The organism is Microbacterium sp. C7(2022), assembly GCF_028823665.1.
Taxonomy (GTDB): domain Bacteria; phylum Actinomycetota; class Actinomycetes; order Actinomycetales; family Microbacteriaceae; genus Microbacterium.
The window spans coordinates 193,020-208,053 of sequence record NZ_JAPEHV010000004.1; the positions used below are offsets into that span (position 1 = coordinate 193,020).

The window sequence follows — 15,034 nt, forward strand, 5'->3', positions numbered from 1 at the left end:
GGCCCACCCGAGGGTTCGCTTCGCACCAACACAAATGTCCTCCCGCGCGACCTTCGGCCGCACTTCGGAGCTTGGAGGGGATGACGGGAATCGTCCCCACCGCCTCTCCACACGCCGGCTTCGCCGTCGCGCGGAGCCTCGGGCGGCGTGGGCCCACCCAGGGGTTCGCTTCGCACCAACACAAATGTCCTCCCGCGCGACCTTCGGCCGCACGTGAGGACATTGGAGGGGATGACGGGAATCGAACCCGCGCTATCAGCTTGGGAAGCTGAAGTTCTGCCATTGAACTACATCCCCGGCAGACCTTTCGGCGTCCGGCCAGCATAACAAACGCACGCCGCTAGGCTGAACCCGTGCTGCTCTCTGATCGCGATATCCGCCTCGAACTCGACGCTGGCCGCATCGGTCTGGACCCGTGGGACCCGGCCATGGTGCAGCCCTCGAGCGTCGATGTGCGCCTCGACCGCTACTTCCGGCTGTTCGACAACCACAAGTATCCGTTCATTGATCCGGCCGAAGACCAGCCCGAACTCACGCGGCTCATCGAGGTCGACCCGAACGAGCCCTTCATCCTGCACCCGGGGGAGTTCGCACTCGGTTCGACCTTCGAGCAGATCAGCCTGCCCGACGACATCGCCGCGCGACTGGAAGGCAAGTCGTCGCTCGGTCGGCTCGGCCTCCTCACCCACTCGACCGCGGGTTTCATTGATCCGGGATTCTCGGGGCACGTGACCCTCGAACTATCGAACGTGGCGACCCTGCCGATCAAGCTGTGGCCGGGTATGAAGATCGGTCAGGTCTGCTACTTCCGCCTCACCTCGCCCGCCGAGAACCCCTACGGTTCAGGGCCCTACGGCAACCGCTATCAGGGCCAGCGGGGCCCGACGGCGTCGCGTTCTTTCAAGAACTTCCACCGCACCGACGTCGGATCGACGCAGGCGGGCTCGCTCGGCGGCTGAGTCGCCGACGGCCGGGTGTTTCGATGATCGGATGCCGCGTCAGTGCTCGCCCTGCGGGGGCAACGCCTCGATGACCGGGTGATCCTTGGCGAAGACGCCGGTCTTCGCGGCGCCACCGGGTGAGCCGATGTCGTCGAAGAACTCGACGTTCGCCTTGTAGTAGTCCTGCCACTCGTCGGGAAGGTCGTCTTCGTAGTAGATCGCCTCGACGGGGCACACCGGCTCGCACGCACCGCAGTCGACGCACTCGTCGGGGTGGATGTACAGCGAGCGCTCGCCCTCGTAAATGCAGTCCACCGGGCACTCATCGATGCAGGCGCGGTCCTTCACATCCACGCAGGGAAGCGCGATGACGTACGTCATGATTCGACCAGGGCCTCGTCGCGCGAGATCGCGACCTGCTCGTCACGCGGCACGACCTTGACGCGCTCGCGCGGGTAGCGGTGGTTCTCGCCCAGCGCGCGCTCGTGCGCGTCGAGGGCACGCCAGCCGTCCCACGTGGTGAAGGCCACGTCGCGCTCGGCGAGGAGGTCGAGCACGTCGCCCTGCTCAGAAGGCGTCGCCAGGAGGCCCGCCTGTGCGTCGGCAACCAGGTGCGACACGGTCTCCATGGCATCCGACTTCGTGTGACCGATGAGGCCGATCGGGCCGCGCTTGATCCAGCCGGTCGCGTACAGGCCGCGCACCGCGGTGCCGCCATCTTCGGCCGTCGCCGCCGACGCGTTGTCGGTGACACGACCCTCGACGTTCGGGATCACGCCGCGCACCTCGTCGAACGGCACGCCCAGCACGGGGGAGCCGAAGTAGCCGACGGCGCGGTAGACCTGGTCGAGCTCGAAGTCGCGGTACTCGCCGGTGCCCACGACGCTGCCGTCGCCGGTCGGCGTGGTGCGCTCGAAGCGCATGCCCTCGACGCGATCGGTGCCGGTCACCTCGACGGGTGCGTGGTAGAAGTGCAAGTGCAAACGGCGCGACGCCCCGGTCGACTCACGCGTGCGCCAGCTCTGCAGGATGCGCAGCATGACCTTCAGCTGGTTGGTCGCGGGAGTGATGCCCTCGAGGTGGGCGAAGTCTTCGTCCGACACCACGATGTCGACGTTCGGTACCTCGCCGAGTTCACGCAGCTCGATGGGGGTGAACTTGATGTCGGCGGGGCCACGGCGACCGAACACGTGCACGTCGGTCACCTTCGATGCCTCGAGGCCGGCGAGCACGTTGTCGGCGATCTCGGTGGGGCGCAGGTCTTCTGCGTGCTTGGCGAGAATGCGGGCCACGTCGAGCGCGACGTTTCCGTTGCCGATCACGGCGACCTGCTCGCCGTCGAGGGTCCAGTCACGCGGCACATCCGGGTGCCCGTCGAACCACGCGACGAAGTCGGCGGCACCGAACGAGCCCGGCAGATCGATTCCCGGAATGTTCAGCGCAGCATCCCGAATCGCACCCGTGGCGAAGATCACGGCGTCGTAGCGCTCCCGCAGTTCGTCGAGGGCAATGTCACGACCGACCTCGACGTTGCCGATGAAGCGGATTGTGCGTCCCGAGCCCGACTCGTTCGGGGCGTCGAGCATCTCGTGCAGCGAGTTGACGATGCCCTTGATGCGCGGGTGGTCGGGCGCGACGCCGTAGCGGATTAGGCCGTACGGTGCGGGGAGGGACTCGAACAGGTCGATCGCGACCGTGCCGCCGGCCTCGCGAACCGAGTTCGACAGGATGTTGCCGGCGTAGATTCCGGCCGGGCCGGAGCCGACGATTGCAACGCGCAGATTCAGATCAGTCACTGAGGGTGCCTTTCGGGGAGTGCTCCGCGATGAGACGCGCGGAAAGTTCGTTAGAGATCGCGAGCGAGCTCACGGCGAGCTCGTCGGGGGCATGGGGGCTCACGCGCACGACGTCGCCGATCACGACAACGGCAGGGGAGCGGATGCCGCGCTCGGCGGCCTGCGCGGCGATGGTACCCAGCGTACCGACCGTGATGCGCTCGCCGGGTCCGTACGCGTCTTCGATCACGGCGACGGGGCAGTCGCTGCCGCGCTCACCGCGCGCGAGGATGAGGGCCGAGTGGGCGAGGGTGCCCACGCCCATCAGCAGCACAACGGTGTGGTCGCGCCCGCCACCGATCTCGGCGATCTGGTCGTGGCCGGTGACGACGGTGAACGCCGTCGCGAGGCCGCGGTGGGTCACCGGAATGCCGGCGATGGCGGGCACCGAGATCGCCGAGGTGATCCCCGGCACGACTTCGACGTCGATCCCGGCCTCGCGGCACGCGTCGAGCTCTTCGCTACCGCGGCCGAACACGTAGGGGTCACCGCCCTTGAGTCGCACGACGTTCTTCCCCTCGCGGCCGAGCGAGACGAGCATCTCGTTGATGCCGTCCTGCGGCACCGCGTGGCTGCCCGGCAGCTTGCCGACGTCGAGCACCTCCGCGCCGATGTGCACACCCGCGGTCTGAAGGCCCGCCAGCACGCTGCGCGCGCCCAGGCGGTCGGCGACGATCACGTCGGCGGCTTCGAGCACCCGCAACGCCTTGACCGTCAAGAGGTCAGCGTCGCCGGGGCCCGCTCCGACGAGCCAGACCTTTCCGTGCGCCATGAGATCTCCTGAGGCTGGGTGTGGTGCCAGTTGCGGTGGCGCGATGCGCCGATGTGGGGTGCGTCAGTCGCGCGTGATTCCCGCGGCGAGCGTCGCGCCCGTCGAGGGGTGGATCACGAGGAACGAGCCGCCGTGGCGGTTGTTCTTGTACGACTCGAGCGGCAGTTCGCTCGCAAGCTTGAGCGTCACGCGACCGATGTCGTTCGTCTGCAGCGTGTCGGCGCTCTGGTGCGTGAGGGCATCGAGGTCGTATCGGGATTCGATGTTCGCCACGAGTGCCTGCACGGTCGCGGTGCCGTGCTTGACCAGCACGCGCGATCCGATCTCGAGCGCGCGGGCGTCGAGCTGGAACAGTTCTGCGTCGACTTCGCGACGACCTTCGGGAAGTGTTCCGGATGCCCCGATGAGCGCCCCGCGCGCGGTGTCGACGTCGTGCTCCAGCTCGATCGAGACCGACTGGGGTGCCGCGGCCTCGTCGACCGAGACACCCGCGACCCGGATGCCTGTGACCGTGGTGGTCGCCCCGGCCGGGAACACATCGACCGCGTCGCCCACGCGCACCACGCCCGAGGCGATACGCCCCGCGACGGCGCGGTAGTCACGCAGCTGCTCGGCCTGCGCGGGATCGGCGGCCACGTCCGGGGCCAACCCGCCCTGCGGGCGGAGAACCAGCTGCACCGGCAGACGGAACGGCTCGTTGTCCTGACCCGTCGCGTCTGCGGCCGGGAGGCTTTCGAGAAGTTCGAGCAGCGCGGGACCGGTGTACCACGGGGTGCGCGAGGAGTGCTCGACGATGTTGTCGCCCTCGAGGGCCGAGACCGGCAGCACGTGCAGATTCAGGATGCCGAGCTCGAACGCGATGCGCTGCGCTTGCGCCGCGACCACTTCGAACCGCTCCTGCGCGTAGTCGACCAGGTCGATCTTGTTGACCGCGACGATCACGTGCGGCACGCGCAGTAGCGCGACCACCGCGAGGTGGCGGATCGTCTGCTCGAGCACGCCCTTGCGACCGTCGACGAGCACCACGACAGCATCGGCCGTGGTCGCACCGGTGACCATGTTGCGCGTGTACTGCACATGCCCGGGGCAGTCGGCGAGGATGAACGAGCGCTGACCGGTCGAGAAGTAGCGGTACGCGACATCGATCGTGATGCCCTGCTCGCGCTCGGCGCGCAGACCGTCGGTCAGCAGGGCGAAGTCGAACTCGCCGTGCGCGAAGCCACGGTCGCTCGATGTGCGCGCGACCTGCTCGAGCTGGTCGGCGAGGATCGCCTTCGAGTCGTGCAGAAGACGGCCCACGAGAGTCGACTTGCCGTCGTCGACCGAACCGGCGGTGGCGAAACGGAACAGGGTGGAACCTGCGAGAGTGTCCGACATCAGAAGTATCCGTCCTTCTTGCGATCTTCCATGGCCGCCTCGCTCAGGCGGTCATCGGCACGGGTCGCACCGCGTTCGGTGATGGTCGACCGCGCGACCTCGCTGACGATGGATGCCAGGTCTGCGGCATCCGACTCCACCGCGCCGGTGCAGCTCATGTCGCCGACCGTGCGATAGCGGACGCGGCGCACCTCGACGGTCTCGTCGGCCGTCGGTGGCGAGAACTCGCCCACCGGGCGCCACATGCCGTCGCGCTGGTACACCTCGCGGTCGTGCGCGAAGTACAGCGGAGGCAGTTCGATGCCCTCGCGCTCGATGTAGCGCCAGACGTCGAGTTCGGTCCAGTTCGAAATCGGGAACGCGCGCACGTGCTGGCCGGGGGTGTGGCGGCCGTTGTAGAGGCTCCACAGCTCGGGGCGCTGGTTGCGCGGGTCCCACTGGCCGAACTCGTCGCGCAGCGAGATGATGCGCTCCTTGGCGCGCGCCTTGTCTTCATCACGACGAGCGCCGCCGAACACGGCGTCGTGGCGACCCGCGGCGATCGCGTCGAGGAGCGGCAGCGTCTGCAGCGGGTTGCGCGTGCCATCGGCGCGCTCTTGCAGGCGGCCGTCATCGATGTAATCCTGCACGCGCGCCACCTCGAGCGTGATGCCCAAGCGGGCCACCGTGCGATCGCGGAAGTCGATCACTTCGGGGAAGTTGTGCCCGGTGTCCACGTGCAGCACGGGGAACGGCACGCGGCCCGGCGCGAACGCCTTGGTGGCCAGGTGCAGCACGAGCACCGAGTCCTTGCCGCCCGAGAACAGCAGCACGGGGCGCTCGAACTCGGCGACCACCTCGCGGATGATGTGGATCGCCTCGGCTTCGAGAAGGTCGAGGGTGGTGAGCTCTCCGATACCCGCGGGCACGTGCGGCGCGGGCGTCGCGGCGCCGGTCGCGGTGGGGAGAGTGGTGGGAGTCGTCATACGTGCAGCCCGCATTCCGTCTTCGAGAGTCCGGCCCAACGGCCCGACCGGGGGTCTTCGCCGGGTGCGACCGGCTTCGTGCACGGCTCGCATCCGATCGAGGGGTAACCGTTGCTCACCAGCAGGTTCACCGGAACCTTGTGCTCGCCGGCGTAGTCCAGCAGGTCGTCGAACGTCCACGCGGCAACCGGGTTGACCTTGACCAGCCCGTTTCGCTCGTCCCACGTGACCAGGGGAGTGTTCGTGCGCGTGGGTGCTTCGTCACGGCGCACGCCGGTGAACCACACTTCGTAGCCGCTCAGGGCGTCCTTGAGTGGTGCGACCTTACGGCGCGCGCAGCACAGGGCGGCGTCGCGCTGGTAGAGCTTCTCGCCGAACTCGGCGTCCTGCTCGGCGACGGTCTGCTCGGGCAGCACATCCACGATGCGCACGTCGAGCACGCGGCCGACCTCATCGCGCGTGAAGCGTGTCTCAGCGAAGTGGTACCCGGTGTCCAGGAACAGCACGTCGACGCCGGGGAGGTGCTCGGCGACCAGGTGAGGGAGCGCGGCGTCAGCCATCGAGCAGGCCACGGCCGCGGCATCCACCGAGAAATTCTCGGCGACCCAGCGCACGACATCCGCGGGGGATGCTTCACCCTCGGCGAGGCTGTGCAACTCGCGCTCGCCGCGCTCGGCCAGTGCCTTCAGTTCTTCGTGCGACCGCTTGACGGCGACGCGCGGAGCAAGCGAGACGGTCATTGCAGTGCCTCTTCTTCTGCGCGGTGCGCCCACTGGGCGAACGTCTCGTCGGCGTCGGCATCACGGTCGACAAGGAAGCGGTTCACGACGCGGTCGACGTAGTCGGCGATACCGTCGGCAGCGACCTTGAGGCCGCGAACCGTGCGGCCAAGACCCGCCTCGTCGCGGTTGACGCTCGCGAGCCCGCCGCCCAGGTGCACCTGGTACCCGGGAACCTGCTCGCCGTCGATCGTGACGAGCTGACCCTTCAGGCCGATGTCAGCGGTCTGGATGCGCGCGCACGAGTTCGGGCAGCCGTTCACGTGCAGCGAGATCGGGTGCGGAAGATCGAAGCCCTCGAGGCGCTTCTCGAGGTCGAGCACGGCCGCCGTGGCGTAGGCCTTGGTCTCGACGATCGCGAGCTTGCAGTATTCGATGCCTGTGCACGCGATCGTGCCGCGGCGGATGAGGCTCGGGCGCGACGACAGGCCGAGCTCGTCGAGGCCGGCGACCAGCGAGTCGACCTTGTCTTCGGGGATGTCGAGGATGACGAGCTTCTGGTGCGGCGTCGTGCGCAGGCGCGACGAGCCGTGCGACTCGATCAGATCGGCGAGCTTCTCGAGCGATGGGCCCGACACGCGGCCGACAATCGGGGTGACGCCGACGTAGAAGCGGCCGTCCTTCTGCTTGTGCACGCCGACGTGGTCGCCGGGGGTCGTGGGCTTCGGTGCCGCCTCCGTGTCGGGGAGCTCGTACCCCAGGTACTCGTCTTGCAGCACCTGGCGGAACTTCTCGGGGCCCCACTCGGCGAGGAGGAACTTCAGGCGCGCCTTGTTGCGCAGACGGCGGTAGCCGTAGTCGCGGAAGATCTGCGCGACGCCGTGCCACACGTCGGCCACCTGGTCGGGTGCGACGAAGGCGCCCAGACGCTCGCCCAGGCGCGGGGTCGCCGACAGGCCGCCGCCCACCCACAGGTCGTAGCCGATGCCGAGCTCGGGGTGCTCGAGCGCGACGAACGCCACGTCGTTGATCTCGTGCACCACGTCTTGGCTCGGGTGACCGGTGATCGCCGACTTGAACTTGCGGGGCAGGTTCGCGAGCGTCTCGTCGCCGATGAAGCGTGACGTGATCTCGTCGATCTGCGGGGTGGGGTCGATGAGCTCGTCGGCCGAAATGCCGGCGACGGGCGAACCGAGCACGACGCGGGGAACGTCACCGCACGCTTCGGTGGTGCCGAGTCCGACGGCCTCGAGGCGGCGCCAGATCTCGGGCATCGACTCGACCTCGATCCAGTGCAGCTGGATGTTCTGACGGTCGGTGAGGTCGGCGCTGTCGCGGCCGAAGTCCTTCGAGATCTCGGCGATCACGCGCAGCTGCTCGGTGGTCAGCTGACCGCCGTCGATGCGCACGCGCAGCATGAAGTACTCGTCTTCGAGTTCGTGCGGCTCGAGCGTTGCGGTGCGGCCACCGTCGATGCCGGGCTTGCGCTGCGTGTACAGACCCCACACACGGAAGCGACCGTGCAGGTCGGTCGGGTCGATCGAAGAGAACCTACCCTTGGAGTAGATGTTCTCGATGCGCTCGCGCACCGCCAGACCGTTGTCGACCTGCTTCCACTCTTCGTTGCCGTTGAGCGGAGCCTTGCCATCGATCTTCCACTGCCCGTTGGGACGGTTCGAGGGGCGCGGCGGACGAGCGCGGGCGCCTTCTGGGCGCGACGCGTCTCCGCGTGTGTCGGTGTTGCTGATGGTCACGATGGCCTCCGAAATTCCGGGCGTCCCCGGAGTGGACATCGATCAGTCCACTCAAAGAGAGTAGAAGGCCGAACCTGAACGGCCTACCTGGGTGTCAACGGGCGTTAAGTGGCGTAACGCGGCGACACAAGGGAGTCATTCTTTCGGCGCCGCTGTGCGCGCTGTGGAGCGATAGCGATCGATGACCAGATCGACGAGTTCACGTGCCGGGGTGTCGTCGTCGAGCAGTGGGCGGGCGACCGGAGAGCCGTCGGCCAGCCGCACGGCGAGGTCGTGGAAGTAGCCCGGCGCCATGAGGTAATCGGCCACGACGACGCGCGTCGCGCGAGAGCGAGCGGATGCCACGGCAGCACCGAGCCGCGGTTCGGTGGCGGCCAAGAAGCCGACCGTGACGTCGGTGCCCAGGCGCTCGCCGAGCATGCGGCCGATGGTGCGACAGTCGTCGTTGGCGCGTTCGTCGCTCGAGCCCGCGACGGCTAGGACGACGGCATCCGCTTCTTCCTTCTCTTTCAGCCGGCGGATCAGGACGTCGACCAGGCGCTCGTCGGGGCCGAGCGCAGGCGCGATGGTGACGTTGTGGCGGTGCGCCGTCTGCTCGATGAGGTCGATGCGGACGTGGTAGCCCGCTGACAGCAACAGCGGAACGATGACGACCGGCTGCTCGTCGGGGATGCCCGCGAGGGATGCCGCGACATCGGGCTGCTGCACGTCGACGTGGCCGAGGCGCACCGTGATGTCGGGTAGCGCCTCGGCGACCTGGGCCACCAGCGCGGCGATCGCCGCCTGGCCAGCAGGCGACGACGTGCCGTGCGAAATGGCGAGCAGTGCGGGAGTCATCGGCTCCATTGTGCCGCGCGCGTGTGTCGCCCGGGTTTCGCTCCGCCCACGCGCTCGCGCCCGCCGGCGTGAGTGCGTGGGCGTCCGTTTCACGAGAGGGTGACGTTGCCTGCGGGGTGCACATGGATGTGCACGTCCATGCGGTGTGCTTTGTGGTGGTGGTGACCGCAGTGGTGGTGACCGCCGCGGTGGTGGATGCCGCGGCCTTCGCGGTCACGTTCGTGATGCCCGCACTCGCCCCCGTGCTCACCGCCCCCGCGCCCACGCTCACCGCGTCCGCGCCCACGCTCACCGCGCCCGCGCCAGCTACTGCCGCGGCCATTCCCGCGCGCACCACGATCCGGCCACGCGGATGCCGCGCCGCCGAACTCGTCGGCGATCGCCTCGAGCGCCGCGGTCATCGTGGCGTAATCCTCGGGAGAGACGGCGCCGGTGACGCGGTCACGGATGCCGCCCACGGCCTCGGCGAGGTCGCTGCGCGCAACCCGCCCCTCGTCGGTGAGCTCCCACGTGCCGTCCTCTTTCGCGGCAGCCCAGCCGCGCGATTCGAGACGGGCGAGCACTTTGCCCTTCCGTGCGAGCCGTTCGGCGAGTCCGGGAGCCTGCGCGTCGCCGGACAGCACGTTCAGGGCCATCCACTCGCGACGCGAGACGCCCGCGCCCTCGAGTGCGTCGGCGAAGGCGCGGGTGATCAGGGTGTCGACCGCGCGCAACCAGTAGCCGAGCGGACGTTCTGTGTGTTCGGAGGGCGTGCTTTCGGGGGTGAATTCTTCGTTTTTCATGAAAAGTCCTTTCGGGGCGACGCTGTGTCGCCGATCATTTCATGTCACATTGCATGCATATGTACTGTGACATGGGATATGAAATATGTCAAGGTGCATGTAAATTGGCAGGATGCCGCGCCCCTCCGCCTCTGGCTCCGAAGACCCCCACGTCGATGCGATCGCCGCAGCTCTCTCGCGGCTGCGCGGCCGCGGCCGGGGCCGCCCGTGGGCGATGCGCGACCCCCGCGACCCGGGGGATGTCGGAGTCAACCAGCACCGCGGCCGCGGATCGCTGCACGGTCCGGATCGCATGCACGGTCCGGACCGGTCGCACGGCCATCCGCGCGGCGGCGATGGAGGGCCCTGGGATCACGGCATTGGACATGGCGCCGGACCGGGCACCGGACACGGGCCCGGGCGCATCGGTGGCCCCGCGCGCATGAGAATGCTCGAGGCGTTGGCCGTGGCATCCGACCCCCTCACCATCGGCGAGATCGCGGATGCCGTCGGTGTCGACCAGCCGCGCGCGTCACGCCTTGTGCAGCAGAGCGTTGAGCTCGAACTCGTGCGGCGCGAAGTCGACCCAGACGATGCGCGGCGCACACGCGTTGCTCTGACCGAGGCGGGGCGCTCCGCAGTGCAGGCGTTCACCGGGGGGCGGCGCGCGGCAATCGACACCGCGCTCGCGTCGTTCAGCGAGGCCGAGCGCGCCGACCTGGCACGCCTGCTGACCAAACTCGCGGACGGGTGGCCGACCTCGTAGATTCCGAGTGCACGGACGGATGCCGTACCAGACGCGACAATCCTGCTCTTCGCCCTCCCGCTCGGGCGGCGACATCGCTAACGTGTGATCGTGACAGCATCCGACACGCAAACGACCGAAGGCCCAAAGCGCGCCAGCACGATCCTGCGATGGGTGTTCTGGCCCGCGGCCGTGGTCGCGCTCGCCTTCTCGCTTTTCGCCCTGATCGCGCCGAGCGCTGCTGAGGCACTGTTCAGCACGATCCAGTCATCGATCGTGAACGCGTTCAACTGGTACTACGTGCTCATCGCCGCATTCTTTGTGGCATTCGCGCTGGTGATCGGGTTCAGCAAGTTCGGTGACATCCGCCTCGGCGCCGACGACGACAAGCCCGAGTTCTCCCTCGGCGCGTGGTTCTCGTTGCTGTTCGCCGCCGGAATGGGCATCGGTCTGGTGTTCTACGGCGTGAGTGAGCCGCTCAGCCACTTCGTCACGCCGCGCCCCGGGCTCACCGGCACGCCCGAGCAGTTGGCGCAGGCCGCGCTCAGCCAGACCTATCTGCACTGGGGCGTGCAGGCATGGTCGATCTACGTTGTCGTCGGGCTCGGACTCGCGTATGCGATCCACCGGCGCAAGCGCCCGATCTCGATTCGCTGGACGCTCGAGCCCCTGCTCGGAAAGCGCGTGAACGGCGGCTGGGGTCACACCGTCGACGTGATCGCTCTCGTGGGAACGCTGTTCGGCGTTGCCACGTCGCTCGGCCTGGGTGTGCTGCAGATCAGCGCGGGACTCGACAGCATCGGCCTGTTCGAGCCGGGGGAGGCCGTTCAGATCGGCATCATCGCGGTCATCACCGTGCTCGTGTTGTTCTCGGTGTTGTCGGGTGTGACCAAGGGTATGAAGTGGCTCTCGTCCACCAACCTGATCCTTGCCAGCGTGCTCGTGCTCTACCTGTTGGTGTTCGGCGAGTCCGAGTTCTTGCTCCGCGAGTGGGTGCAGTCGATCGGTAACTACATCCAAGGTTTCATTGGCCTCTCGTTCAACGTCAGTGCGTTCCAAGGCGCGGCCGGTGAAGCGTGGCAGGCCGCGTGGACCTCGTTCTACTGGGGCTGGTGGATCTCGTGGGCCCCCTTCGTGGGCATCTTCATCGCGCGCATCTCGCGCGGCCGCACGGTGCGCCAGTTCGTCATGGGTGTCATCATCGTGCCGACGCTGATCACGATCCTGTGGTTCGCCGTCCTCGGCGGATCGGCGCTGTACATCGAACTCACCCAACCGGGTGCGCTCACGCAGCCTGACGGCACGGTCGACCTCAACACCGCACTGTTCCAGATGCTCGAGTTCATCCCGGGCACCCCGGTGCTGACGGTCGGCGTGATCCTGCTCATCACGATCTTCTTCGTCACGTCGTCCGACTCCGGTGCACTGGTGATGGGAATGATCGCCACCGGCGGGCAGATCAACCCCAAGAAGTGGGTGCGCGTGTTCTTCACGCTCACCACGTCAGTGCTGGCATCCGCACTGTTGCTGACCGGCGGTCTCACCGCTTTGCAGACGGCCGCGATCATCATCGCCCTGCCGTTCTCGGTCATCATGCTGCTCATGTGTTGGTCGACGGTGATCGCGTTCAGCCGTGAGCGGCGCGCGTACGACCGCGCCGCGCGTGCCCAGTTCGTCGACCAGATCGGCGAGTACTACGGGCTGGAAGTCGAGGCGCCGCTCGAGGCCGGTGCGCTGCATGAACCTTCGTGGGTGCGACGCATGGCTCGGCGCCTGGGGCTGAGGCACGATCCGATGACCGAAGCGGTGCCCGTCGTCACGGCGCAGATCGACGAGAACGACGAGCTTCGTCCCGTGCTCAACCGTGTGGACGGCGATGCCGCGCCGCGCCGCGCCAGCGCTCGCAGCCTCGAAGCCGCGAACGCGGAACCGGGGGGCGTGCCGACCGTCGATGTCGACTCGGTTGTCGACAACGACCCTCGGGCCCGCGGCGACGTCGAGGACGTGCCCGATCGCACCTCGGACGACGACGGCAAAGACCCGCTGCGCTGAGGTACGTGTTTCTCAGTCCTGCAGGCGCGGCTGCGAGGCCCGCACCGGCAGAAGCAGAAGCAGCCCGATGACCAACACGAGAACAATGCCCAGGATGCCGAAGTAGGCCTCGCCGGAAAGCGCGACGAACAACGCAAACATCGTGGGAGCGAGGAACGACACCGCGCGACCGGTGGTGGCGTACAGTCCGAAGACCTCGCCCTCGCGCCCCGGCGGGATGAGGCGCGCGAGGAAAGTGCGCGAGGCCGACTGGGCGGGGCCGACGAAAAGGCAAAGGGCCAGGCCCGCCGTCCAGAACACGATCTGACCACCGTCGTGGAGGAAGAACACCAACAGCCCCGAGATCACGAGGCCGCTGAGGGCGGCGACAATCACGGGCTTCGCCCCCAGGCGATCATCCAGCGCGCCGACGGCGATCGTCGAGATGCCCGCGACCACGTTTGCGGCGATGGCGAAGATGATCACTTCACCGGCCGAAAAACCGAACACCGAGGCGGCCAGTACGCCACCGAACGTGAATACGCCCGCCAGGCCGTCACGGAACACGGCGCTCGCGAGCAGGAACCACACGGTGTGGCGGCTCTCTCGCCACAGTTTTGCGATGTCGCGGCCGAGGCGGGCGTACGAGGCGAAGAAGCTCACGCGCTCGCGGCGCGCGCCCACGCCCTTGTATTCGGGCACCGTCAGCAGCACCGGCAGTGCGAAAACGCCGAACCAGAGCGCGGAGATGAGAACGGCGACGCGGATGTCCATGCCGTTCTCGCCGGTGATCCCGAACCATCCCACTTCGGGGGCGATGAAGCCGAAGTAGACGATGAGAAGCAGGACGATTCCGCCCACGTACCCCATGCCCCAGCCGAGGCCGCTCACGCGACCGATCGAGCGCGGGGTCGAGATCTGCGACAGCATCGCGTTGTAGTTGACGCCGGCGAACTCGAAGAAGATGTTGCCGACGGCGACCAGTCCCAGACCGAGCCACAGGTATGACGGGTCGGGTTGGACGAAGAACATCGCGGCGGTGAGCGCGACGACGATGTAGGTGTTGACGGCGAGCCACAGCTTGCGGCGCCCGGAAGTGTCGGAGCGCTGGCCGGTCACGGGTGCGAGCAAGGCGATGAGGAGCCCTGCCGCGGCGAGTACCCATCCGAGCTGTGCTTCGACCGTGCCCTCGGGGCCGAAGCTCGAACTGGTGAGGTAGACGGTGAACACGAACGTCGTCACCACGGCGTTGAATGCTGCTGAACCCCAGTCCCACAGACTCCACGCGAAGACGGCCCGTCGGCTGGTGCGCTCGGGCCCCTCGGTCACGACGGCGGCGGCCATCGCGTCAGTCGGAGTTACTCCGGAGAACTCGGGTGTGCTCATGTTCGTCACGCTATGGCCCTTTGGTGAACGACGCGTGGCTTCCTTGCCCCGTGTCGCAATCTCGCGATCCCCGCCAGGCTATGCCCGCGCGTCAATGCTTGACCAGCCGTGCCGTATCCCCGGGCCTTCCGCGCCGCGCGCGCCTTACCCGCGCGCCCGGCTCACGGCCTACTCGCGTCCTACGACGCTCCACCCCCAAGTCCCTACGACGCTCCACCCCCAAGATCTGTCGCGGTGAGGTACCGATCGTGGGGGCGGAGCGCCGTCGAAGGGTGCGCGGCGAGGTTCCGCCCCCACGATGTGTTGTGGGCAAGTGCAGTTCTTGGGGGCGGAGCGCCGGTTGCGGGGGCGGAGCGCCGGGTGCGGGATGCCGGGTGCGGGATGCCGCGCGGCCGCTGGCGGTGCGAAGATGGGCCCATGTCCGTTCACGTGGAGCGCGCGGAATTGCCAGGGATCGGCATCCGCCATGATCTTGAGACCGATGCGGGCAGGCGACTGTCGGTGGTGACCTTCCGCGACGGAGGGCGGGAGCTCGCGATTGCCGACGCCCAGGACCCCGATCGTGCGGCCGACACTGTTGCGTTGAGCGATGAAGAGGCAACGGCGTTGTCCGAAGTTCTCGGCGGCTCGGTCATCCTCACCCAGTTGGCGGGGCTGCGCGACCAGGTTGATGGGCTCTCGACCCGACAGATCACATTGCACGCCGACAGTCCGTTCGCGGATCGACCGCTCGGCGACACCCGTGCGCGAACCAGAACACGTTGCTCGATCGTCGCGATCGTGCGCTCGGGTGGGGTGTCGCCGGCACCTGGCCCGGACGACACGCTGCGCGTGGGAGACACGCTGGTGTGCGTCGGCACGAGCGAGGGGCTGCAGCAGCTGGCCGACATCGTCGACGGAGCCTGAGCGAC

Annotated in this window: 14 protein-coding genes and 1 tRNA gene; 4 read left to right on the forward strand and 11 right to left on the reverse strand. The window is 67.9% G+C overall.

The genetic code is table 11. The features are described 5' to 3' along the window. Positions 1-223: 223 nt before the first annotated feature. Positions 224-297 (reverse strand) — tRNA-Gly (locus ON062_RS07300). Between the two features lie 56 nt (positions 298-353). On the opposite strand from ON062_RS07300, the gene dcd reads away from it, so the two are divergent. Next, positions 354-959, forward strand: a complete 606-nt coding sequence (dcd, locus tag ON062_RS07305; protein ID WP_274646467.1) for a dCTP deaminase — start codon at positions 354-356, stop codon at positions 957-959. A gap of 39 nt (positions 960-998) precedes the next feature. Here the strand turns inward: dcd and fdxA are convergent, their stop codons facing one another. From fdxA to ON062_RS07350, 9 genes are all read right to left on the reverse strand, one after another. Continuing rightward, entirely contained in the window at positions 999-1,322 is a 324-nt protein-coding gene (gene fdxA, locus ON062_RS07310) for a ferredoxin (protein ID WP_274646468.1), read from the reverse strand. After that, the gene (locus tag ON062_RS07315; RefSeq protein WP_274646469.1) at positions 1,319-2,737 is read right to left on the reverse strand and encodes an FAD-dependent oxidoreductase; all 1,419 of its coding nucleotides are present in this window, start codon (positions 2,735-2,737) and stop codon (positions 1,319-1,321) included. Before ON062_RS07315 ends, fdxA begins: the two co-directional genes overlap by 4 nt. After that, on the reverse strand, positions 2,730-3,548 hold the full coding sequence (gene cobA, locus ON062_RS07320) for a uroporphyrinogen-III C-methyltransferase (protein WP_274646470.1): 819 nt from the start codon (positions 3,546-3,548) through the stop codon (positions 2,730-2,732). The genes ON062_RS07315 and cobA overlap by 8 nt, the downstream gene beginning before the upstream one ends. Before the next feature lie 63 nt (positions 3,549-3,611). Then, positions 3,612-4,925, reverse strand: coding sequence for a sulfate adenylyltransferase subunit 1 (locus ON062_RS07325; RefSeq protein WP_274646471.1), 1,314 nt, complete (start codon positions 4,923-4,925; stop codon positions 3,612-3,614). Further along, positions 4,925-5,890, reverse strand: coding sequence for a sulfate adenylyltransferase subunit CysD (gene cysD, locus ON062_RS07330; RefSeq protein WP_274646472.1), 966 nt, complete (start codon positions 5,888-5,890; stop codon positions 4,925-4,927). Before cysD ends, ON062_RS07325 begins: the two co-directional genes overlap by 1 nt. After that, entirely contained in the window at positions 5,887-6,630 is a 744-nt protein-coding gene (locus ON062_RS07335) for a phosphoadenylyl-sulfate reductase (protein ID WP_274646473.1), read from the reverse strand. The genes cysD and ON062_RS07335 overlap by 4 nt, the downstream gene beginning before the upstream one ends. After that, on the reverse strand, positions 6,627-8,402 hold the full coding sequence (locus tag ON062_RS07340) for a nitrite/sulfite reductase (protein WP_274646474.1): 1,776 nt from the start codon (positions 8,400-8,402) through the stop codon (positions 6,627-6,629). Before ON062_RS07340 ends, ON062_RS07335 begins: the two co-directional genes overlap by 4 nt. 96 nt (positions 8,403-8,498) lie before the next feature. Next, entirely contained in the window at positions 8,499-9,200 is a 702-nt protein-coding gene (locus ON062_RS07345; RefSeq protein WP_274646475.1) for a sirohydrochlorin chelatase, read from the reverse strand. An 89-nt stretch (positions 9,201-9,289) separates the two neighbouring features. Beyond that, positions 9,290-9,982, reverse strand: a complete 693-nt coding sequence (locus ON062_RS07350) for a MarR family winged helix-turn-helix transcriptional regulator (protein WP_274646476.1) — start codon at positions 9,980-9,982, stop codon at positions 9,290-9,292. 112 nt (positions 9,983-10,094) lie between these two features. On the opposite strand from ON062_RS07350, the gene ON062_RS07355 reads away from it, so the two are divergent. Both ON062_RS07355 and ON062_RS07360 read left to right on the forward strand, forming a co-directional pair. Next, the gene (locus ON062_RS07355) at positions 10,095-10,727 is read left to right on the forward strand and encodes a MarR family winged helix-turn-helix transcriptional regulator (protein ID WP_274646477.1); all 633 of its coding nucleotides are present in this window, start codon (positions 10,095-10,097) and stop codon (positions 10,725-10,727) included. A gap of 90 nt (positions 10,728-10,817) precedes the next feature. After that, the gene (locus tag ON062_RS07360; protein WP_274646478.1) at positions 10,818-12,758 is read left to right on the forward strand and encodes a BCCT family transporter; all 1,941 of its coding nucleotides are present in this window, start codon (positions 10,818-10,820) and stop codon (positions 12,756-12,758) included. A gap of 12 nt (positions 12,759-12,770) precedes the next feature. On the opposite strand, the gene ON062_RS07365 is transcribed toward ON062_RS07360, so the two are convergent. Next, entirely contained in the window at positions 12,771-14,081 is a 1,311-nt protein-coding gene (locus ON062_RS07365; protein ID WP_274646673.1) for an MFS transporter, read from the reverse strand. Positions 14,082-14,540: 459 nt separating this feature from the next. Here ON062_RS07365 and ON062_RS07370 point away from each other — a divergent pair, with 459 nt between their 5' ends. Continuing rightward, positions 14,541-15,029 carry a cation:proton antiporter regulatory subunit gene (locus ON062_RS07370; protein ID WP_274646479.1) on the forward strand — a complete coding sequence of 163 codons (489 nt, stop codon included), beginning with the start codon at positions 14,541-14,543 and terminating at the stop codon, positions 15,027-15,029. Positions 15,030-15,034: the final 5 nt, after the last annotated feature.

Coding starts and splice junctions, on each gene's coding strand:
- fdxA (WP_274646468.1), bottom strand. CDS start 1,322: ATGACGTACGTCATCGCGCTTCCCTGCGTGGATGTGAAGGACCGCGCC.
- cobA (WP_274646470.1), bottom strand. CDS start 3,548: ATGGCGCACGGAAAGGTCTGGCTCGTCGGAGCGGGCCCCGGCGACGCT.
- ON062_RS07325 (WP_274646471.1), bottom strand. CDS start 4,925: ATGTCGGACACTCTCGCAGGTTCCACCCTGTTCCGTTTCGCCACCGCC.
- cysD (WP_274646472.1), bottom strand. CDS start 5,890: ATGACGACTCCCACCACTCTCCCCACCGCGACCGGCGCCGCGACGCCC.
- ON062_RS07335 (WP_274646473.1), bottom strand. CDS start 6,630: ATGACCGTCTCGCTTGCTCCGCGCGTCGCCGTCAAGCGGTCGCACGAA.
- ON062_RS07340 (WP_274646474.1), bottom strand. CDS start 8,402: ATGTCCACTCCGGGGACGCCCGGAATTTCGGAGGCCATCGTGACCATC.
- ON062_RS07345 (WP_274646475.1), bottom strand. CDS start 9,200: ATGACTCCCGCACTGCTCGCCATTTCGCACGGCACGTCGTCGCCTGCT.
- ON062_RS07350 (WP_274646476.1), bottom strand. CDS start 9,982: ATGAAAAACGAAGAATTCACCCCCGAAAGCACGCCCTCCGAACACACA.
- ON062_RS07355 (WP_274646477.1), top strand. CDS start 10,095: ATGCCGCGCCCCTCCGCCTCTGGCTCCGAAGACCCCCACGTCGATGCG.
- ON062_RS07365 (WP_274646673.1), bottom strand. CDS start 14,081: ATGGCCGCCGCCGTCGTGACCGAGGGGCCCGAGCGCACCAGCCGACGG.
- ON062_RS07370 (WP_274646479.1), top strand. CDS start 14,541: ATGTCCGTTCACGTGGAGCGCGCGGAATTGCCAGGGATCGGCATCCGC.